We start from the raw sequence: 20,652 nt of genomic DNA, 5'->3' as shown, positions 1-20,652 counted from the left end.
GGGCGGTGCGCGCCGGCTTGAAAGCCCCCGTGACGGGGACTATCGTGACCGGACGGCGCGCGCCCGTCCGACGGGACCGCCGCGCCGCGCGCCACATGCCGCGCAAGACGGGCCATGGCCGGGGAGGGGTCAGCGCCATGATGCAGATGCCGGAACCCGATGCGCTTGTGCTGTCGCGCCGCGACGCGATCGTGGCCGCGCTGCGCCAGGCGGTGTCCGATGCGGTGATCGACGACCCGGCCGAGACGCGGGCCTATGAATGCGATGCGCTGTCGGCCTATCGCTGTCCGCCGCTGGCGGTGGTGCTGCCGCGCACCACGCAGCAGGTGTCGCAGCTGATGGCGCTGTGTCACCAGCTTGGCGTGCCGGTCGTGCCGCGCGGGGCCGGGACCAGCCTGGCCGGCGGCTCGATGCCCACCGCCGATGCGGTGGTGATCGGCCTGGCGCGCATGACCGAGGTGCTGGAGATCGCGACCGGCGACCGGCTGGTCCGGGTGCAGGCCGGGCGCACCAACCTGTCGGTGTCGGGCGCGGTGGACGGTCAGGGGTTCTTTTACGCGCCCGATCCCTCCAGCCAGCTGGCCTGTGCCATCGGCGGCAATATCGCCATGAATTCGGGCGGTGCGCATTGCCTGAAATACGGGGTGACGACGAACAACCTGCTGGGCGTGACGATGGTGCTGATGGACGGCACCGTGGTCGAGCTGGGCGGCCCGATGGGCGAGGCGGCGGGGCTGGACCTGCTGGGCGTGGTCTGCGGGTCCGAAGGCCAGCTTGGCATCGTTACCGAAGCCACGCTGCGCATCCTGCCCAAGCCGCAAGGCGCGCGGCCGGTGCTGATCGCGTTCGACAGCAGCGAGACGGCCGGGGCCTGCGTCGCGGCGATCATCCGCGCGGGCGTCTTGCCGGTGGCCATCGAGTTCATGGACCGCCCCTGCATCCGCGCCACCGAAGCCTTCGCGCAGGCCGGCTATCCCGATTGCGAGGCGCTGCTGATCGTCGAGGTCGAGGGCACGGCCCCCGAGATCGACGAACAACTGGCCCTGATCCGCGACATCGCGCAGGGGTTCGAGCCGGTCGAGTTCCGCGAAAGCCGGTCCGAGGACGAATCGCGCCGCATCTGGCTGGGCCGCAAATCGGCCTTTGGCGCGATGGGGCAGATGGGCGATTACATCTGTCTTGACGGCACCATCCCGGTCTCGGCCCTGCCGCGGGTGCTGGCGCGGATCGGGGAATTGTCGCGCGATTACGGCCTGCCGGTCGCCAATGTCTTTCACGCCGGCGACGGCAACATGCATCCGCTGATCATCCACGACGCCAACGCGCCGGGCGATCTGGACCGGGCCGAGGCCCTGGGCGCCGACATCCTGCGGCTGTGCGTCGAGGTCGGCGGCTGCCTGACCGGCGAACACGGCGTCGGCATCGAAAAGCGCGACCTGATGTCGGTGCAATACCGCCCCGCCGATCTGGACGCGCAGATGCGGGTGAAGGACGTGTTCGATCCGCGCTGGCTGCTGAACGCGGCCAAGGTCTTTCCGCTGGAGGTCTCGGCCAGCCGTCGGGATGCGCGGCCGAACCTGCCCCCCGATGCGGCCTGACAGCGAAGAGGCGCTGGCCGCCTGCATCAGCGACACGCGCGAGGCCGTGTCCATCGTCGGCGGCGGCACAAGGCTGCACCCGGGCGAGGGCGCGGGCGCGCGGCTGGACGTGTCCGGCCTGTCGGGCATCGTGCTGTACGAGCCCGAGGCGCTGACCGTGGTGGTGCGCGCCGGCACGCGGCTTGCCGATGTGCAGGCGGCGCTGGCGGCGGAGGGGCAGATGCTGGGGTTCGAGCCTTTGGGCGCGCCCGGATCGACCATCGGCGGGGTGGTCGCGGCCAACGCCTCGGGTCCGCGCCGGGTGCAGGCGGGCGCGGCGCGGGACGCGCTGATCGGGGTGCGGTTCGTGGACGGGAACGGCGATCTTATCCGCAATGGCGGCCGGGTGATGAAGAACGTGACCGGGTACGATCTGGTCAAGCTGATGGCGGGCAGCCGCGGGCGGCTGGGGGTGCTGACCGAGCTTGCGTTCAAGACCGCGCCGCTGCCGCCCCTGCGCTGCACGCTGTGCCTGCCCGGGCTTGACGCCGCCGCCGCCATCGCCGCGCTGACCGATGCGCTGTCCGCGCCGTTCGAGGTCAGCGGCGCGGCCTGGCTGCCCGATCGCGGCGCGCTGATCCGGCTGGAGGGGCTGGAACGCTCGGTCGCGATCCGGGCTGATGCCCTGCGCGACCGGCTTGCCGCCCATGGCGAGGTGGTCGAGGTGCAGGACGATCCGTGGCTGCTTCTGCGGCCGGACGGTGGCGATCCCGACGGCGATCTTTGGCGCATCGTCTGCCGGCCGGGCGAGGCGGCACGGGTCCTGTCCGCGCTGCCCGCGCCGGTGTCGATGGACTGGGGCGGCGCGCTGATCCATCTGCGCCTGCCTGCGGACGAGATGCCGGTGCTGCCGCGTTTTGCCGGCCATGCACGGCGCATCACCGGTGCGGCGCCCGCGGTTCTGCCCGCGCCCGATCCGGTGGTGGCGCGGCTGGATGCGGGGCTGCGGCGCAGGTTCGATCCGCGCGGGATCTTTGCGGGGGCCGACTGATGCAGACGAATTTCACGCCCGAACAGTTGCGCGATCCGGCCGTGGCGCGGTCCAACCGGATCCTGCGGACCTGCGTGCATTGCGGGTTCTGCACCGCCACCTGCCCGACCTATCAGATCCTGGGCGACGAGCTGGACAGCCCGCGCGGCCGCATCTATCTGATCAAGGACATGCTGGAGGCGGGGCGTCCCGCCGACGAAAAGACCGTCAAGCATATCGACCGCTGCCTGTCCTGCCTGGCCTGCATGACCACCTGCCCGTCGGGCGTGCATTACATGCATCTGGTCGATCACGCCCGCGCGCATATCCATGCGACCTATCGCCGGCCCTGGCGCGACCGCGCGCTGCGCTGGATGCTGAAGACGGTGATCCCGCATCCGGGCCGGTTCCGGCTGGCGCTGGCGGGGGCGCGGCTGGCGCGGCCATTCGCGCGGCTGATGCCCGACGCAAGGCTGCGCGCGATGCTGGACATGGCGCCGGCGGCGATCCCGCCGGTCAGCCGCAACGATGACGGGCAGGTCTTCGCGCCCATTGGGCCACGCCGCGCGCGGGTCGCGCTGATGATCGGTTGCGCGCAGCGGGCGCTGAACACGGACATCAACGACGCCACGATCCGGCTGTTGCGCCGCGCGGGCTGCGAGGTGGTGATCCCCCAGAAATTCGGCTGCTGCGGCGCGCTGACGCTGCATATGGGGCAGCAGGACGACGCCCGGGCGCGCGCCCGCGACAGCATCGCCCGGCTGCTGGCCGCCGAGCAGGGCGGAGAACTGGACGCCATCGTCATCAACACCTCGGGCTGCGGGACGACGATCAAGGATTACGGCCATCTGTTCGCGCAGGACGACATCGCGCAGGACGCCGCGCGCGTGGCGTCGCTGGCGCGCGACGTGACCGAGTTTCTGGAAGGGCTGGGTCTGCCCGACCGCGCCCGCGCCGAGGGGCAGGGGGCGCGCGTGGCCTATCATTCGGCGTGTTCGCTGCAGCACGGCCAGCAGATCAAGTCCGCGCCGCGGACGCTGCTGACGCAGGCCGGGTTTCAGGTGGTGGAACCGGCGGATGCGCATCTTTGCTGCGGCTCGGCCGGGACGTATAACCTGTTGCAGCCCGACCTATCGGCGGAACTGAAACGCCGCAAGGTCGCGACGCTGGAGGCGACCGGGCCCCAGATCATCGCGGCGGGCAATATCGGCTGCATGATGCAGATCGGCGGCGCGACCGGGGTGCCGGTCGTCCACACCGTGCAGTTGCTGGACTGGGCCACGGGCGGGCCGCGCCCCGAAGGGCTGGGCGCGATTGCCTGAGATTGCGGTGCCGCAAGGGTCTTGAACCGCCCTTCGGCCTGATTACATTTCGGGATACCGGCGGCCGGAACGGCGCCGGAGACCGCCTGCCCGGAGACCGGGGGGCCCTGACACATGCATCGCTTATGAGAGGATGTAGCACATGCGTAACTTTGACCTGACCCCGCTTTACCGCGCGTCGGTGGGCTTTGACCGTCTTGCCGATGTCGTGGACCGCGCCATGTCGGGCGATCTGGCCGCTCCGACCTATCCCCCCTACAATATCGAGAAGACCGGCGAGGATACCTATCGCATCTCGATCGCCGTGGCCGGTTTCGCCGCCGACGATCTGAATGTCGAGGTTCGCGACGGCGCCGTGATCGTGTCGGCGAAGAAGGCCGATGAGGATGACAGCCGCACCTATCTGCATCGCGGCATCGCCACGCGCGCCTTTGAACGCAAGTTCACGCTGGCCGATCATGTCCGCGTGGACGGTGCCAGCCATCTGGACGGGATGCTGCATATCGACCTGGTCCGCGAGATCCCCGAGGCGCTGAAGCCGCGCCGGATCGAGATCGCCAAATCCGCGCCCAAGGTGGAAAAACTGGACGCCTGATCTTGCGTCCCGCGACCGCCGGGGGGCTTTGCGCCCCCCGGACCCCCCGCAGGATATTTGACCCAAGGCAATGACGGCCGCTTTTTCGAAGGCGGCCGTTTTCGCGTTACAGCCGGCGGCGCGCGCGCAACGCCGCCGTGATCGTGCCGTCGTCGAGATAGTCGAGTTCGCCGCCGATGGGCACGCCCTGCGCAAGCCCGGTGACGGTGACGCCGCTGTCGGCCAGCGCGTCGGCGATGTAATGGGCGGTGGTCTGTCCGTCGACGGTGGCGTTGAGGGCCAGGATCGCCTCGGTCACGCCCTCGCGCCGGATGCGGTCGATCAGGGCGGGGATGCCCAGATCGTCGGGGCCGATCTCGTCCAGCGCCGACAGCGTGCCGCCCAGCACGTGATAGCGGCCGCGAAAGGCGTGGCCGCGTTCCAGCGCCCACAGATCGGCCACATCCTCGACCACGCAGATTTCGCCGTTGGCGCGGGCCGGATCGGTGCAGATCGCGCATTCGTCGCGGTCGGTGATGTTGCCGCAGACCAGGCATTCGCGCGATCCGGTGGCGACGCTGTCCAGCAATCGGGCAAGCTGGTGCATCTGGCCGCCGCGTTTGCGGATCAGCGACAGCACGATGCGCCGGGCCGAGCGCGGGCCGAGGCCGGGCAGCCGCGCCATCAGCGCGATCAGCGCCTGGATGTCGTCGCTGCCTTCAGCCATGGGCCGCGGTCATCAGAACGGGAATTTCATGTCGGCGGGCAGGCCCAGCTCTTGCGTGATGCGGCCCATTTCGGATTGCATCCGGTCCTGCGCGCGGCGCTGCGCATCCTTGATCGCGGCAAGGATCAGATCCTCGACCACCTCTTTTTCCGAGGGCTGGAAGATCGACGGGTCGATGTCCAGCGCCGTCAGCTCGCCCTTGGCGGTGCAGGTCGCCTTGACGAGGCCCGCGCCGGATTCGCCGGTCACGGTGATCGTTTCCAGATCGGCCTGCATCTGGCCCATCCGGTCCTGCATGTCCTTGGCCGCCTTCATCATCTTGGCCATGTCGCCAAAGCCGCCCAGACCTTTCATCATCGTCTCAATCCTCATCCTCGAACGGGTCCCATTCCTCGATCTCGGCAAGGGGTCCCTGGGTGTCATGGGGGTTCGCGGCGCCGTCGGCCGCGATGTCGGGGGTGGTGTCCGGGTCGGGGTCGATCCGGGTCACGGTCTTCAGCCGGGCCTGCGGGAAGGCGGCCATCACCTGCTGCACGATGGGCAGGTCCAGCGCGCGTTCGCGTGCCTGCGCCATCTGCGCCGCGCGTTGTTCGGCGATGGTGGGGGCGCCGCCGGTTCCGGTCACGCTGACCGTCCAGCGCTGTCCGCCGCACCAGCCGCGCAGCCGTTCGGCCAGCCGCGAGGCCAGATCGGCGGGGGCGTTTCCGCGCGGTTCGAATTCGATCCGTCCGGGGCTGTAACGGGCCAGCGCGACGTGGTTTTCGACCTGCACCAGCAGCAGCATGTCGCCCATGCGGCGGATCAGGTCCAGCACGGCGTCGAAATCGGGATAAGCCGCGAAGGCGTCGGGGGCCACGGCCAGCGCCGTTGCCGCGCCGCTGCGCGGGACGCCGGCGGTGGGGGTTGGCGCGGGGCGGGTGGCGGCGCGGGGGCCTGCTGCGTCGTGTGCTGCGGGGCCGGCTGCGGCGCGGGCGCGGTTTGGGGTGCGGCCGGGGGCGCGGATGCGCGGGTGAAATCGCCGGCCGCCTGCGCCTGCTGGACCTTGCGGATCAGCGATTCGGGGTCGGGCAGGTCGGCCACATGGGTCAGCCGGATGATCGCCATCTCTGCCGCCATCATCGCGTTCGGGGCGGCCGAGACCTCGTCCAGCGCCTTCAGCAGCATCTGCCACAGGCGCGTCAGCACGCGCATCGGCAGGCGGTCGGCCAGGTCCTGTCCGCGCGTGCGTTCGTCGGGCGAGATCGTCGGGTCCTCGATCGCCTCGGGCGTGATCTTGACGACCGAGACCCAGTGCGTGATCTCGGCCAGGTCGCGCAGCACCGCGATCGGGTCGGCGCCGTCGGCATATTGCGATTGCAGCTCGGTCAGCGCCGCCGCCGCATCGCCGCGCAGGATCATGTCGAACAGGTCGATCACGCGGCCGCGGTCGGCCAGGCCCAGCATGGCGCGGACCTGATCGGCGGTCGTCTGGCCGGCACCGTGGCTGATCGCCTGATCCAGCAGGCTGGTGGCGTCGCGGGCCGAACCTTCGGCGGCGCGGGTGATCAGGGCCAGCGCATCGCCGCTGATCTGCGCGTTTTCCGCCATGGCGATGCGGTCGAGCAGCGCGATCATCACCTCGGGCTCGATCCGGCGCAGATCGAAACGCTGGCAGCGCGACAGCACCGTGACCGGCACCTTGCGGATTTCGGTGGTGGCGAAGATGAATTTCACATGCGGCGGCGGTTCCTCGAGCGTCTTCAGCAGCGCGTTGAACGCGCTGGTCGACAGCATGTGCACCTCGTCGATGATGAAGATCTTGTAGCGGGCCGAGGCGGGCTGATAGCTGACCGTCTCGATGATGGCGTCGCGGATGTTCTGGACGCCGGTATGGCTGGCCGCGTCCATTTCCAGCACATCGACATGGCGGCCTTCGCTGATGGCGACGCAATGTTCGCAGACGCCGCAGGGTTCGGTGGTCGGCCCGCCCTGGCCGTCGGGGCCGATGCAGTTCATGCCCTTGGCGATGATCCGCGCGGTGGTGGTCTTTCCGGTGCCGCGGATGCCGGTCATGATGAAGGCCTGCGCGATGCGGTCGGCGGCAAACGCGTTCTTCAGCGTGCGCACCATCGCATCCTGACCGACCAGATCGGCGAAGGTTTCGGGCCGGTATTTCCGCGCCAGGACCTGATATGTCTGCTGCGTCTCGCTCATCCGTCACCCGGGTGTTTGCGCCACTGTAACGGGGCGCTGGCGGGGTCACAACCGCCTCAGGCGGGGCTGTGGCCGGGGCCGCCATGCATGTCGCGGAACTTTTCCCACGCCTCGTTCAGGCGGCGGGTGCGGGCCTCGGCCAGGCGCACGGCCTCGGGCGGCAGGCCGCGGGCGATGGCGCGGTCGGGATGGGCCTCGCGGATCAGGTCGCGCCAGCGTTTGCGCGCCTCGGGCAGGGGGGTCTCGATGGGGATGCCCAGCACCTCGCAGGGCGGGCAACCAGCCTTGGGGTCGTGGCGGGCGCGGATGGCGGCGATGCGCGACGGGCTGAGGCCGAAGATGCGCCCGACCTCGTCCAGAAACACGATCTCGGCCTGGTGCATGTCACCATCCGCGACGGCGATGATGCACAGCCCTTCCAGCACGTCCTCCAGCACCGGATCGCCGGGCGGAAACATCGCCGCGATCCGGCGCGCCCAGGCGTCGAAGCCGGCGACATCCTGCCGCGCCAGATCGAAGACGCGGGCGGCGTTCTTTTCCTCGGCGCGCGGGATGATGAAGACGCGCCGGAACGCCGTCACCTCGGACCGCGCCACGGTGCCGTCGGCCTTGGCCAGCTTGGCGCCCAGCGCGATCACCGCGATGGTGAACGCGACCGAGCGTTCGGGCGGCGTGGTCGAGGGCTGGCGACCCAGCAGCGCCGCCATGCGGTCGCCGATCCGCTGCCAGAAGCTGCGGGGCTTCGGCAGATTCGGGCAGTCCGGTCCGGGCGCGGTCATATCCATCGGGTCGGCACTCTATCCGGCTTGGTGTCCGCGCGATAGGGGCGAACCTGTCGCAGGAGGCTGGCGCGCGGGGGCGGCAGGTTCCACGGAACGGCGGACGCGCGGCTACAGTTCCGCCGCACCAGTGGGCGTGGCGATGCGGGCGGCAAGGCGCGCGGGCCCGGTCGCGACCGCAATGCGTGCATCGTCCAGCGGCAGGGACAGCGGCACCGGGGCGCGCAGCGTCAGCCCGGTCAGGCGCAGGCCCTGGTCGGGCAGGCTGTCGCAGGGATGCGCGCCATCGCCCCAGTCGATCCGCATCGGCACCGCGCCCGCGCCCGCCATCTGGCCCGCGTCGGGCACGGTGATGCGCCAGCGCAGATCGCCGCGGCTGGCCTGCGCGATGCGGGTGCCCGGGGGCGCGGTCAGCGGGGTCTGCCGGATCACCCAGCCGGCGATGCGCGGCGGGCCGTCGAAATCGTCCAGCCCGAACCAGCGCGGGCGACCGGGTGCGGGGGCGTCGGGGTCGATGGCGATCAGTTCCAGATATTCGCGCGGCCCCAGCGAGACCAGCATGTTGTGCGTGCCCATCGACGGGTGCTTGCCGCCCGGCTGCAAGGCCACGCCCAGCCGGTCCTGCAACCACGCCGCCCCCTCGGCCAGGGTGCGGGCGGCGATGGCCAGATGGTCGAATTCGCCGACGCTCATCCGCGATGCGCGCCCTGAGCCAGATCGCGCACGAAATCGAGGATCTCGGGGACGGGGCGGCCTTCGCCGATGCGCTTGACGATGGCGCTGCCCACCACGCAGCCATCGGCGATGGCGGCGATCTGCCCGGCGGCCTCGGGGGTCGAGATGCCGAAACCCACCACCACCGGCAGATCGGCGGCCTTCTGGATGCGCGCGACCTCGGGGGCGATTTCGGCGGCGTTGGCGGCGGGGCCGCCGGTGATTCCGGTCACGCTGACGTAATAGACGAAGCCGCTGGTATTGCGGACCACGGCGGGCAGGCGGCGGTCGTCGGTGGTGGGCGTGGCCAGCCGGATGAAGTTCAGACCCGCGCGGCCGGCGGGCAGGCACAGCTCGTCGTCTTCCTCGGGCGGCAGATCGACCACGATCAGCCCATCGACGCCCGCCGCGACCGCATCGGTCAGGAACTGATCCACCCCGCCGGGGCGCGCGTAGATCGGGTTGTAATAGCCCATCAGCACCACCGGCGTCTCATCGTCGCGGCGGCGGAATTCGCGCACCATGTCCAGCGTGCGGGTGACGCTGCCGCCTTGGGCCAGGGCGCGCTGTGCTGCGGCCTGGATGGTGGGTCCGTCGGCCATCGGATCGGTAAAGGGCATGCCCAGTTCGATGATGTCCACCCCGGCCTGCGGCAGGCCCTGCATGATCTGCAACGCGGTCGCATCGTCGGGGTCAGATGCCATCATGTAGGTCACGAAGGCCTTCCTGCCCTTGGCCCGCAACGCCTGAAAACGCTTGTCGATTCTGGTCATGTCCGTCCCCGTCTTGGTCGCGCCCCAGCACTAGCCGCGATGCCCGCGCTGCGCAATCCGCGCAGGCTGGACTTGGCCCGGCAGGGGGCCTAAACAGCGGCGAAATTCAGGGAAAGGGTGCGATCATGGGCTTTCGGATGGGGATTGTCGGGCTGCCGAACGTGGGCAAATCCACGCTGTTCAACGCGCTGACCCGGACCGCCGCCGCCCAGGCCGCGAATTTCCCCTTCTGCACCATCGAGCCGAATGTGGGCGAGGTCGCGGTGCCCGATCCGCGGCTGGAGCGGCTGGCCGAGATCGCCGGCAGCCGGCAGATCGTGCCGACGCGGATCACCTTCGTGGATATCGCCGGTCTGGTGAAGGGCGCCAGCAAGGGCGAGGGCTTGGGCAACCAGTTCCTGGCCAATATCCGCGAGGTGGACGCCATCGCCCACGTGCTGCGCTGCTTCGAGGATGGCGATGTCACCCATGTCGAGGGGCGGGTCGATCCCATCGCCGACGCCGAGGTGATCGAGACCGAGCTGATGATCGCGGACATGGAATCCATCGAACGCAGGCTGGCCAACCTGACCCGCAAGCTGAAGGGCGGCGACAAGGATGCCGCATCGCAGGAATCGTTGTTGAAACGCGCGCTGGCGGTGCTGGAGGACGGGCGCCCGGCGCGCACGGTCGAGGTGTCCGAGGATGAGCGCAAGGCGTGGAACATGCTGCAATTGCTGACCGCCAAGCCGGTGCTGTTCGTCTGCAACGTGTCCGAGGACGACGCCGCCACCGGCAATGACTGGTCCGCGCGCGTGGCCGAGATGGCCGAGGCGCAGGGCATGGGCCATGTGGTGATCTCCGCCCGGATCGAGGAAGAGATCAGCCAGCTTGACCCCGAGGAAGCCCGGATGTTCCTGACCGAGATGGGGCTGGACGAGGCCGGGCTGGACCGGCTGATCCGGGCCGGATACGAGCTTCTGGGCTTGCAGACCTATTTCACCGTCGGCCCCAAGGAGGCGCGGGCCTGGACCATCCGCAAGGGCACGCTGGCCCCGCAGGCGGCCGGTGTGATCCACGGCGATTTCGAAAAGGGCTTCATCCGCGCCGAGACCGTGGCCTATGACGATTACATCGCCGGCCAGGGCGAGGCGGGCGCGCGCGAGGCGGGCAAGCTGCGCGTCGAGGGCAAGTCCTATGAGGTCAAGGACGGCGACGTGCTGCATTTCCTGTTCAACGCCTGACGTGATGTTGCGCGACCTTGCGCAGGTCACATCATCGCGCAGACGACAAAGGCCGGGCAATCGCCCGGCCTTTTCAGTGCGTTCAGCCTTGGATCTGCGCCGCGATCACTCGCGGTTGCCCATGAACTGCAACAGGAACATGAACAGGTTCAGGAAGTCGAGATACAGCTGCAACGCACCCATGATGGCGGCCTTGCCGATGAAATCGCTGTCCGAGTTCTGCATCTGCAGATAGGTGTTCTTGATGTTCTGCGTGTCATAGGCGGTCAGGCCGGCAAAGATCAGCACGCCCAGGCTCGAGATGGCGAACTGCATCGCCGAGCTTTGCAGGAAGATGTTCACGATCATGGCGACGATCAGGCCGATCACGCCCATGATCAGGAAGCTGCCCCAGCCGGAAATGTCCTTCTTGGTCGTGTATCCCCACAGCGACAGGCCCGCAAAGGCGATGGCCGTCACAAGGAAGGTCTGCACGATCGAGAAGTCCGTATAGGCCATGAAGATCCAGCTGATGGACAGACCCATCAGCGCCGCGAAGGTATAGAACATCAGCGTCGCGGCCTGCACCGACAGCCGGTTCAGCGCCGCGCCGAACGCGAACACCATCAGCAGCGGCGCGAACATGATCACCCATTTCAGCGGCGTGGTATAGATCGTGGCGCCCAGCTGCGTCAGCTGGCCGCTGGCATCGACGGCCATCGTGCTGATGCCGTAGGCGAAGACGGCGGTCACAATCATTCCGACCGACATCAGCCCATAAACACGGTTCATATAGGCCCGCAGGCCCTCATCGACCGCCGCCGAGCGGGTGCCGACGCCCTGCGCGGTGCGGTAGGTGTTGTAATCTGCCATAGTCTCTCCCTCTCAGGCGGTGCGGGGAAGTCCCCTGCATATGCGTCCCATATTGGCAGGTCGGCCCCGCGTTTCAATGCTGAAACCGCGTCAAAATCGCGCCATCACAAGGTTATCACGATCTTTCCCACAGATTTGCGGCTGCGCAGCAGCTCATACCCCTCGGCCAGCCGCTCCAGCGGCAGGGTCGTGCCCGCGACGGGATGCAGCTTGCCGTCGCGGAACAGGTCGAACAGCGCCTCCATGCTGTCGTGCAGGGCCTGCGGCTGCAACTGCCGGTATCCGCCCCAGTAAAAGCCGTGGATCGCGATGTTCTTGACCAGGGCGTGGTTCAGCGGCAGTGCGGGGGGGCGGCCGCCGGCAAAGCCGATGACAAGAAACCTGCCGCCGCGTTTCAGCGCCCCGAACGCGGCCTCGCCCGCCGTGTCGCCGACGGGGTCATAGACGACGTCCACCCCGCCCAGATCGCGCAGCGCCGATTTCAGGTTGGGGGTGTCGGCGCTGTCGATCACGCGATGGGCGCCGGCGTCGCGCACGGTGTCCAGACGGTCGGCGCCGCGGGCGATGCCGATGACGTGCGCGCCCATCGCGCGCCCGATCTCGACCGCGGTCAGCCCCACGCCGCCCGCCGCGCCCAGAACCGCCAGCGTCTCGTTCGGGCGCAGCCCGGCGCGCAGATCCAGCGCCAGATGGCTGGTGCCATAGGCGATCTGGAACCCGGCGGCCTGCGCAAAGCTCATCCCGTCGGGGATGGGGTGGCAGGCATCCACGGGCACCGCCACCATCTGCGCCATCGTGCCGGCGGCGCTGATCGCGACGCGGTCGCCGGGCGCAAGGCGGCTGTCCGGCGGCGCCGCCACGACCTCGCCCGCGCCTTCCAGCCCGGGGACGAAGGGCGGGTCGGCCGGTTCCTGATACTGTCCCCTGGCCTTCAGCAGATCGGCGAAATTCAGCGCCGCGGCGCGCATCCGGACCAGCACCCGATCGGGGGCAGGCCGGGGCGGGGGCGCGGTGCGCAGGACCGGGTCCTGTCCCAAAACCTCGACACGGGCGATTCGGATGGCGTCGGACATCGCAGTCTCCGAAAAAATAAGACAGTGAGTTCATTCGTTTGGGCGTTGTCCCCGAAACCTGCACAACGCGCAATGCCAGACCTGTCTTTTTGGTCAGGAAGCGCCCTGTTTACCATGTTGACACTCGATAATTGAGGCGGATTCGGCTATTGCCTCTTGAGATTGCATGAGGATGGGCGATGAAGCATAGTGTAGATGTTCATGTTGGTAAGCGTATCCGCCATCGTCGCTGGATGATCGGAATGACCCAACAACAACTGGCCGACAAGGTCGGAATCAAGTTTCAGCAGATTCAGAAATACGAAACGGGAATGAACCGGGTGTCGGCCTCGCGGCTGTGGGACATCGCGCGGGCGGTCGATGTGCCGGTCAGCTTTTTCTTCGACGGGCTGCAAGAGGGCGATGCGGTCGACGCGGTCGAGGGCGATATCCTGGCCGACAAGGAGGCGCTGCAACTGGTGCGCGCCTATTACGCGATGCCCGCCCCGCAGCGCCGGCAGATCTTCGAACTGGCGCGGGTCCTGTCGGACGCCGCCTGAAAGCACCGCGGTTCGGCCGACTAGGCGTCTGGCCGGACCGCCCGCACCCGCCGGCCAGCCTTGGCGGCGATCCGCCCCGCGCTGCCGGTCGGGTGTTCCGTTTCCACATCGTTTGCGCCCGGCAACATCGTCGCGCTGCGTCTGTCCTGCCCCGACGGCGTTCGGGTCCGCGCGGGTTTTCCCGGCCGCGACCCGGTGCGCGCACTGGCGGGCAGGGTCCGTTACCGCTAGACCTGTCGGCAGGAAAACTTGCCACGGCCGGGGACGACATGCGCGACGCACAGCAGATCATCGAGACCGCGCATGAGATGGCGGACGCGGCGCGTGCGGCCATCCTGCCCCTGTTTCGCAACGCCGATCTGATCGCCGACAACAAGCGCGCCGCAGGCTTCGACCCGGTGACCGAGGCCGACCGCGCCGGCGAAACCGCCATGCGCGCGGTGCTGGCGCGGCGTCGGCCGCAGGACGCGATCCTGGGCGAGGAATTCGGCCTGTCGGACGGCGACAGCGGGCTGACCTGGATTCTGGACCCGATCGACGGCACGCGCGCCTTTCTGTGCGGCGCGCCCAGCTGGGGCGTGCTGATCGGTCTGGGCGACGGGCACGGCATCCGCTATGGCCTGATCGACCAGCCCTATACGCGCGAACGGTTCGAAGGCGGGCTGGGTCGGGCGCAGCTGACCGGCCCCGGCGGACGCAGGCGGCTGGCGGTGCGGCGCGATGCCCTGCTGGCCGATGCGACGCTGATGACGACCTTTCCCGAGATCGGCACCCCGGCCGAGGCGAACGCCTTTCGCCGGGTGGCGGACCGGGTGCGGCTGACGCGATACGGGCTGGACTGCTATGCCTATGCGCTGCTGGCGCTGGGTCATGTCGATCTGGTGATCGAGGCCGGGTTGCAGCCCTATGACATCGCAGGCCCTCTGGCGGTGGTCGAGGCGGCCGGCGGCATCGTCACCGACTGGCAGGGCGGGCCGGCGGCGCAGGGCGGGCAGGTCATCGCCGCCGCGACCGCCAGCCTGCACCGCGAGGCGCTGGCATATCTGAACGGTTGACCGGCCCGGCAGCACCGGGCGAGACACGGGACGCGCAACGCAGGAGAGGCCGCATGACCGACGAGGAACGCCCCGACCCCAGGGATCAGACGATCGACAGGCCGTCCGACCCGGACGAGGACGATTTCCTGCCGCGCCGGGAATTGCTGGAACAGATCGACGACGCCATCGACGCCGAAGACGGCGAACGGCTGAACACGCTGCTGGAACCGATGCACGCAGCCGACATCGCCGACCTGATCGAACGGCTGGATACGGGCGAGCGCCGCACCTTTCTGCGGCTGTATTCCGGCGAGATCGACGGCGAGATCCTGTCCGAGATCGACGAGGGCATCCGCGACGAGGTGCTGGAGCAGCTGCCCCGGCACGTGCTGACCGAGGCCGTCCGCGAGATGGACAGCGACGATCTGGTCGACCTGATCGAGGACATGGACGAGCCCGAGCGCGCCGAGATCCTGGCCGCGCTGGACGATTCCGACCGGGCCGCGGTCCAGCAATCGCTGGCCTATCCCGAATACTCGGCCGGCCGGCTGATGCAGTCCGAGGTGGTCACCGCCCCCGCCCACTGGACCGTGGGCGAGACCATCGATTTCCTGCGCGCCGAGGAATGGCTGCCCGAACAGTTCTATCACATCATCCTGGTCGATCCGCGCCGCCATCCGGTCGGCTATGTCGCGCTGGGGCGGCTGCTGTCATCGCCGCGCGGCACCCCGCTGGGCCAGATCACCGAAGCCAGCTTTCGCCCCGTCAGCGCCTATGCCGAAGAGGGCGATGTCGCCTATGCGTTCAACCAGTATCACCTGATTTCGGCCCCCGTGGTCGATGCCGACGACCGGCTGGTGGGCGTGATCACCATCGACGATGCGATGGCGGTCATGGACGAGGAACATCAGGAAGATATCCTGCGCCTTGCCGGTGTGGGCGACGAATCCAGCCTGTCGGACACGGTCTGGAAAACCTCGCGCCAGCGGGTGCCGTGGCTGGCCACGAATATCGTCACGGCGCTGTTCGCCGCCTCGGTCATCGCGCAGTTCGAGGGCGCGATCGTGCGGCTTGTGGCGCTGGCCGTGCTGATGCCCATCGTGGCCTCGATGGGCGGCAATGCCGGCACGCAGACCCTGACCGTGGCGGTGCGCGGGCTGGCCACCAAAAGCTTGACCGCCAGCAACACCTGGCGGGTCGTGCGGCGCGAGGCGACGGTGGGGCTGCTGAACGGGCTGATCTTTGCCACGATCATGGGGCTTGTGACCTATGCGTGGTTCCACGACCCGCTGCTGGGCATGGTGATCGCGATGGCGATGATCATCAACCTGTTCGTGGCGGCGGTCGCGGGGATTCTGGTGCCGCTGGCGCTGGAGAGGCTGGGGGCGGACCCGGCGCTGGCATCGGGGACGTTCGTGACGACCGTGACCGATGTGGTCGGGTTCTTCGCCTTTCTGGGGCTGGCCTCGACCGTGCTGCTGTGAGTGCGGCGCAAAAGGCCGCGCTGCGGGCCGAGGCGCTGGCCGCGCGGCTGCGCCACGGCGGCGATCCGGCCGGCATCACCGGGCACCTGACGCAGGCGCTGGCCCCGCACCGGGGCCGGGTGCTGTCGGGATACCGGCCGATGCGGGGCGAGGCCGATCCGCTGCCCGCCATGCAGGCCCATGACGGCCCGCTGTGCCTGCCGGTCGTGACCGGGCGGGCGGTGCCGCTGATCTTCCGCGCCTGGCGCGGCGGGCCGCTGGACCCCGGACCGTTCGGCACCTGGCATCCGCCCGAATCAGCCCCCGTCCTGACGCCCGAGGTGCTGATCGTGCCGCTTGCCGCCTTCGACCGGGCGGGCAACCGCATCGGCTATGGCGGCGGATATTACGACCGGACCCTGCAAATCCTGCGTGCGGCGGGCCCGGTGGTCGCCATCGGGCTGGCCTTCGCGTCGCAGGAACTGCCGCAGGTTCCGACAGAAGAGTTCGACCAGCCGCTGGACCTGATCGTGACCGATGCGGGAATCGTCCTGCCCGCGCATTGATGTGCGCGCTGTGCGCAACCTGCGGATGAGTGCGGGATAAGCCTGTGGATAACTGTTGAACAAGATGTGGCAACGCCCTGTTTTGAAAGACCGATTGTCGGTCGTGCCGCCGTCTGGGCGGCGGCGTTTGCCCCGCCCTGTGGGCGAATCTGGCACCCGCGCCTTCCGTGCCTGTCAACCAAAAACACCCGCCCCAACATGTAAAAAATCTGTTGAAAGCGCGTTGGAAAGCGGTCAGGTTGTGTCTTGCGGCACGGGCGACACAATATCTGGTGGCACCCACTAGCCTCGGATCAGAACTCTCCGGCCGCGTCCTGATCGAAAGCTGACAGGCGGTCCGCCGCCTGCCGCCCCTCGCCGCGTCGTGCGGGGGTGGGGGCGGCGATGTGCATGCGGACGATCGGGAACGAGGGACAGACCAGACAAGCTTGAGGGGCAGGCATGAAGATCGAACGGCGTTTCACCACCACGGAAGGCGGAGCCTATGGCGACATCGCCTTCACCACGACGGTCAGCGAGATCCGCAATCCCGACGGCAAGATCGTGTTCCGCAACGAGCATGTCGAGATCCCCCAGGGCTGGAGCCAGGTCGCCAGCGACGTCATCGCCCAGAAATATTTCCGCAAGGCCGGCGTTCCGGCGGCCCTGAAGCGGGTGAAGGAAAAGGGCGTGCCCGAATTCCTGTGGCGCAGCGTGGCCGACACGGACGCGCTGGCCGACCTGCCCGAGGACCGGCGTTACGTGGGCGAGACCAGCGCAAGGCAGGTGTTCGACCGGCTGGCCGGGGCCTGGGCCTATTGGGGCTGGAAAGGCGGGTATTTTTCCAAAGAAGAAGACGCCCGCGCCTATTACGACGAGATGCGGCACATGCTGGCCCGGCAGATGGCCGCGCCGAACAGCCCGCAATGGTTCAATACCGGCCTGCACTGGGCCTATGGCATCGACGGGCCGTCGCAGGGGCATTTTTATGTCGACTACAAGACCGGCAAGCTGGTCAAGTCCGACAGCGCCTATGAACATCCCCAGCCCCATGCCTGCTTCATCCAGTCGGTCAGCGACGATCTGGTGAACGAGGGCGGCATCATGGATCTGTGGGTTCGCGAGGCGCGTCTGTTCAAATACGGCTCGGGCACCGGCACCAATTTCTCGTCCCTGCGCGGCGAGGGCGAAAGCCTGTCGGGCGGCGGCAAGTCCAGCGGGCTGATGGGGTTCCTGAAGATCGGCGACCGCGCGGCCGGCGCGATCAAGTCGGGCGGCACCACGCGCCGCGCGGCGAAGATGGTGATCTGCGACATGGATCATCCCGATATCGAGCAGTTCATCAACTGGAAGGTGATCGAGGAACAGAAGGTCGCCAGCCTGGTGGCCGGATCGAAGGCGCACGAGGCGCGGCTGAATGACATCTTCGCGGCCATCGGCGCCTGGGACGGCAGCATCGCGGACGCGACCGACCCGGCCCGCAATGACGGTCTGAAAACGGCGATCCGGGCGGCCAAGCGCGCGATGATCCCCGAAACCTATATCAACCGCGTGCTGCAATATGCCCGACAGGGTTTCGACAGCATCGAGTTTCCGACCTACGACACCGATTGGGACAGCGAGGCCTATGTCAGCGTGTCGGGCCAGAACTCGAACAACTCGGTGCGGGTGACGGATGCGTTCCTGACCGCCGTGCGCGAGGACAAGCCGTGGGAATTGCTGCGCCGCACCGATGGCAAGGTAGCGAAGACCGTCAGCGCGCGCGAATTGTGGGAACAGGTCGGCCACGCCGCCTGGGCCTGCGCCGATCCCGGCATCCAGTTCCACGACACGGTGAACGCCTGGCACACCTGCCCGGCCGACGGGCCGATCCGGGGCAGCAATCCGTGCAGCGAATACATGTTCCTCGACGACACCGCCTGCAACCTGGCGTCGATGAACCTGCTGAAATTCTGGACCGGCGGCAAATTCGACGCCGACGCCTATGTCCACGCCACGCGGCTGTGGACCGTCACGTTGGAAATCAGCGTGCTGATGGCGCAGTTCCCCAGCAAGGAGATCGCGCAGCGGTCCTATGACTTCCGCACGCTGGGCCTTGGCTATGCCAATATCGGCGGGCTGCTGATGAATATGGGCCTTGGCTATGACAGCGACCGGGGCCGGGCGCTGTGCGGGGCGCTGAGCGCGATCATGACCGGCGTCGCCTATTCGACCTCGGCCGAGATGGCGGCAGAGCTGGGCGCGTTTCCGGGCTATGGCAAGAACGCCGACCACATGCTGCGCGTGATCCGCAACCATCGCGCCGCCGCGCATGGCACGGGCGATTATTGCGGCGTCAACGTGGTGCCGGTGGAACTGGATGCCGGCAACTGCCCCGACGCGCGGCTGGTCGCCATCGCCCGCGAGGCGTGGGATCAGGCGCTGGCCCTGGGCGAAAAGCACGGTTTCCGCAACGCGCAGGCGACCGTAATCGCACCGACCGGCACGATCGGTCTGGTGATGGATTGCGACACCACCGGGATCGAGCCCGATTTCGCGCTGGTCAAGTTCAAGAAGCTGGCCGGCGGCGGCTATTTCAAGATCATCAACCAGTCGGTCCCGGCCGCGCTGGAGGTGCTGGGCTATTCCAGCGCCCAGATCGAGGAAATCATCGCCTATGCGGTCGGCCATGCCTCGCTTGGCAATTGCCCCGGCATCAACCACACCGCGCTGTCCGGCCACGGCTTCGGCCCGCGCGAGATCGAGAAGGTCGAGGCGGCGCTGGCCACCGCCTTCGACATCCGCTTCGTCTTCAATCAGTGGACGCTGGGCGAAGAGTTCTGCAAGGCGACGCTGGGCATCCCCCAGGCGAAGCTGAACGATCCGGGCTTCGACCTGCTGCGCCATCTGGGCTTTACCCGCGCACAGATCGAGGCCGCCAACGACCATGTCTGCGGCACCATGACGCTGGAAGGCGCGCCGTTCCTGAAGGACGAACATCTGCCGGTCTTCGACTGCGCCAATGCCTGCGGCAAGCGGGGCCGGCGCTATCTGTCGGTCGACAGCCACATCCACATGATGGCGGCGGCGCAGTCCTTCATCTCGGGCGCGATCAGCAAGACGATCAACATGCCCAACAGCGCCACCATCGCCGATACGCTGGCCGCCTATGAGCTGTCATGGTCGCTGGGGATCAAGGCCAATGCGCTGTATCGCGACGGCTCGAAACTGTCGCAGCCGCTGGCCTCGGCGCTGGTCGAGGATGACGAGGAGGCCGAGGACATCCTGGCCACCGGCAGCGCACAGGAAAAGGCCGCCGTCATCGCCGAGAAGGTGATCGAGAAGATCATCGTCAAGGAGATGGTGCGGTCCCACCGCGAAAAACTGCCGCAGCGCCGCAAGGGCTATACCCAGAAGGCGAATGTCGGCGGCCACAAGGTCTATCTGCGCACCGGCGAATATGACGACGGCAAGCTGGGCGAGATCTTCATCGACATGCACAAGGAAGGTGCGGGCTTCCGGGCGATGATGAACAATTTTGCCATCGCAGTGTCGGTCGGCCTGCAATACGGGGTCCCGCTGGAGGAATTCGTGGACGCCTTCACCTTCACCCGGTTCGAGCCGGCCGGCATGGTGCAGGGCAATGACAGCATCAAGAACGCGACCTCGATCCTGGATTACGTGTTCCGCGAATTGGCCGTCAGCTATCTGGACCGCACCGATCTGGCGCATGTCAAACCCGAAGGCGCCCGGTTCGACGACATGGGCGGCGGCGAATTCGAGGGGCGCAACGTCACGCCCGTCAGCGAACAGTCCGAGCTGAAATCGCTGACCATGCTGAAACAGATCAGCAGCGCCGGCTATCTGCGCAAGCGTCTGCCGCAGGAGCTGATGGTGCTGCAGGGCGGCACGTCATCCGCCGCCGTCGCCACCGGCATGGCCGAATCCGCGGCCGGCTTTCAGGTCGCGTCGGTGACGACCGCCGCGCTGGATGCCCGCACCAAGGCGAAGATGCAGGGATACGAGGGCGACCCCTGCGGCGAATGCGGCAACTATACGCTGGTCCGCAACGGCACCTGCATGAAGTGCAACACCTGCGGCGGCACAAGCGGGTGTAGCTGAACAAGATCGGGCCGCCCCGGCGGCCCGGCAACCTGTGTCAGGCGAAGGTCGCGGGGCTTTCCTCCTCCTCCCCGTGCGCCTATCGGAGCAGCCAGCGGCCCGGCAAGAGGTGCGCACCTGACATCCGCCC

General features: G+C 68.1%; 17 protein-coding genes and 1 pseudogene. 10 read left to right on the top strand and 8 right to left on the bottom strand.

Annotation, left to right across the window (positions count from 1 at the left end; genetic code table 11):
- Positions 1-140 precede the first annotated feature (140 nt).
- From JHW45_RS10285 to JHW45_RS10270, 4 genes are all read left to right on the top strand, one after another.
- Complete coding sequence (locus JHW45_RS10285; RefSeq protein ID WP_272860596.1) at positions 141-1,598, top strand: FAD-linked oxidase C-terminal domain-containing protein; 1,458 nt, start codon at positions 141-143, stop codon at positions 1,596-1,598.
- A complete protein-coding gene (locus tag JHW45_RS10280; protein ID WP_272857608.1) occupies positions 1,588-2,628 on the top strand; it encodes an FAD-binding protein in 1,041 nt (346 codons plus the stop codon). Before JHW45_RS10285 ends, JHW45_RS10280 begins: the two co-directional genes overlap by 11 nt.
- Positions 2,628-3,929: a glycolate oxidase subunit GlcF gene (gene glcF, locus JHW45_RS10275; RefSeq protein ID WP_272857607.1), complete on the top strand. Its 1,302-nt coding sequence runs from the start codon at positions 2,628-2,630 to the stop codon at positions 3,927-3,929. Before JHW45_RS10280 ends, glcF begins: the two co-directional genes overlap by 1 nt.
- 142 nt (positions 3,930-4,071) lie before the next feature.
- Positions 4,072-4,524 carry an Hsp20 family protein gene (locus JHW45_RS10270; RefSeq protein WP_272857606.1) on the top strand — a complete coding sequence of 151 codons (453 nt, stop codon included), beginning with the start codon at positions 4,072-4,074 and terminating at the stop codon, positions 4,522-4,524.
- 106 nt (positions 4,525-4,630) lie between these two features.
- Here JHW45_RS10270 and recR read toward each other — a convergent pair whose 3' ends face one another.
- The 6 genes and pseudogenes from recR to trpA form a co-directional block, all read right to left on the bottom strand.
- Entirely contained in the window at positions 4,631-5,230 is a 600-nt protein-coding gene (gene recR, locus JHW45_RS10265) for a recombination mediator RecR (protein ID WP_272857605.1), read from the bottom strand.
- A gap of 12 nt (positions 5,231-5,242) precedes the next feature.
- Positions 5,243-5,587 (bottom strand): YbaB/EbfC family nucleoid-associated protein, encoded by a 345-nt coding sequence (locus JHW45_RS10260; protein ID WP_272857604.1) that lies wholly within the window; start codon positions 5,585-5,587, stop codon positions 5,243-5,245.
- Positions 5,588-5,591: 4 nt separating this feature from the next.
- Positions 5,592-7,423 (bottom strand): annotated as a pseudogene (locus JHW45_RS10255) (DNA polymerase III subunit gamma/tau).
- 56 nt (positions 7,424-7,479) lie between these two features.
- Positions 7,480-8,208 carry a molecular chaperone DjiA gene (locus JHW45_RS10250; protein WP_272857603.1) on the bottom strand — a complete coding sequence of 243 codons (729 nt, stop codon included), beginning with the start codon at positions 8,206-8,208 and terminating at the stop codon, positions 7,480-7,482.
- A gap of 105 nt (positions 8,209-8,313) precedes the next feature.
- Complete coding sequence (locus tag JHW45_RS10245; protein ID WP_272857602.1) at positions 8,314-8,895, bottom strand: VOC family protein; 582 nt, start codon at positions 8,893-8,895, stop codon at positions 8,314-8,316.
- Positions 8,892-9,689 (bottom strand): tryptophan synthase subunit alpha, encoded by a 798-nt coding sequence (trpA, locus tag JHW45_RS10240; protein ID WP_272857601.1) that lies wholly within the window; start codon positions 9,687-9,689, stop codon positions 8,892-8,894. Before trpA ends, JHW45_RS10245 begins: the two co-directional genes overlap by 4 nt.
- Before the next feature lie 125 nt (positions 9,690-9,814).
- Between trpA and ychF the strand changes: the two genes are divergently transcribed.
- Complete coding sequence (gene ychF, locus JHW45_RS10235) at positions 9,815-10,912, top strand: redox-regulated ATPase YchF (RefSeq protein WP_272857600.1); 1,098 nt, start codon at positions 9,815-9,817, stop codon at positions 10,910-10,912.
- 105 nt (positions 10,913-11,017) lie between these two features.
- Here ychF and JHW45_RS10230 read toward each other — a convergent pair whose 3' ends face one another.
- Positions 11,018-11,764, bottom strand: coding sequence for a Bax inhibitor-1/YccA family protein (locus tag JHW45_RS10230; RefSeq protein WP_272857599.1), 747 nt, complete (start codon positions 11,762-11,764; stop codon positions 11,018-11,020).
- Between the two features lie 104 nt (positions 11,765-11,868).
- Positions 11,869-12,837, bottom strand: a complete 969-nt coding sequence (locus JHW45_RS10225) for an NADPH:quinone oxidoreductase family protein (protein ID WP_272857598.1) — start codon at positions 12,835-12,837, stop codon at positions 11,869-11,871.
- 179 nt (positions 12,838-13,016) lie between these two features.
- Between JHW45_RS10225 and JHW45_RS10220 the strand changes: the two genes are divergently transcribed.
- The 5 genes from JHW45_RS10220 (at position 13,017) to JHW45_RS10200 (ending at position 20,522) form a co-directional block, all read left to right on the top strand.
- Positions 13,017-13,376: a helix-turn-helix domain-containing protein gene (locus JHW45_RS10220; protein ID WP_272857597.1), complete on the top strand. Its 360-nt coding sequence runs from the start codon at positions 13,017-13,019 to the stop codon at positions 13,374-13,376.
- Between the two features lie 269 nt (positions 13,377-13,645).
- Entirely contained in the window at positions 13,646-14,431 is a 786-nt protein-coding gene (gene hisN, locus JHW45_RS10215) for a histidinol-phosphatase (RefSeq protein ID WP_272857596.1), read from the top strand.
- A gap of 53 nt (positions 14,432-14,484) precedes the next feature.
- Positions 14,485-15,897 (top strand): magnesium transporter, encoded by a 1,413-nt coding sequence (gene mgtE, locus JHW45_RS10210; RefSeq protein ID WP_272857595.1) that lies wholly within the window; start codon positions 14,485-14,487, stop codon positions 15,895-15,897.
- Positions 15,894-16,442, top strand: a complete 549-nt coding sequence (locus JHW45_RS10205; RefSeq protein WP_419181793.1) for a 5-formyltetrahydrofolate cyclo-ligase — start codon at positions 15,894-15,896, stop codon at positions 16,440-16,442. Before mgtE ends, JHW45_RS10205 begins: the two co-directional genes overlap by 4 nt.
- Before the next feature lie 441 nt (positions 16,443-16,883).
- Entirely contained in the window at positions 16,884-20,522 is a 3,639-nt protein-coding gene (locus tag JHW45_RS10200; RefSeq protein WP_272857594.1) for a vitamin B12-dependent ribonucleotide reductase, read from the top strand.
- Positions 20,523-20,652: the final 130 nt, after the last annotated feature.

The sequence above is a fragment of the Paracoccus stylophorae genome, assembly GCF_028553765.1.
GTDB classification, from domain to species: Bacteria; Pseudomonadota; Alphaproteobacteria; order Rhodobacterales; family Rhodobacteraceae; genus Paracoccus; species Paracoccus stylophorae.
This window is presented reverse-complemented; position numbering and strand designations above follow the sequence as displayed.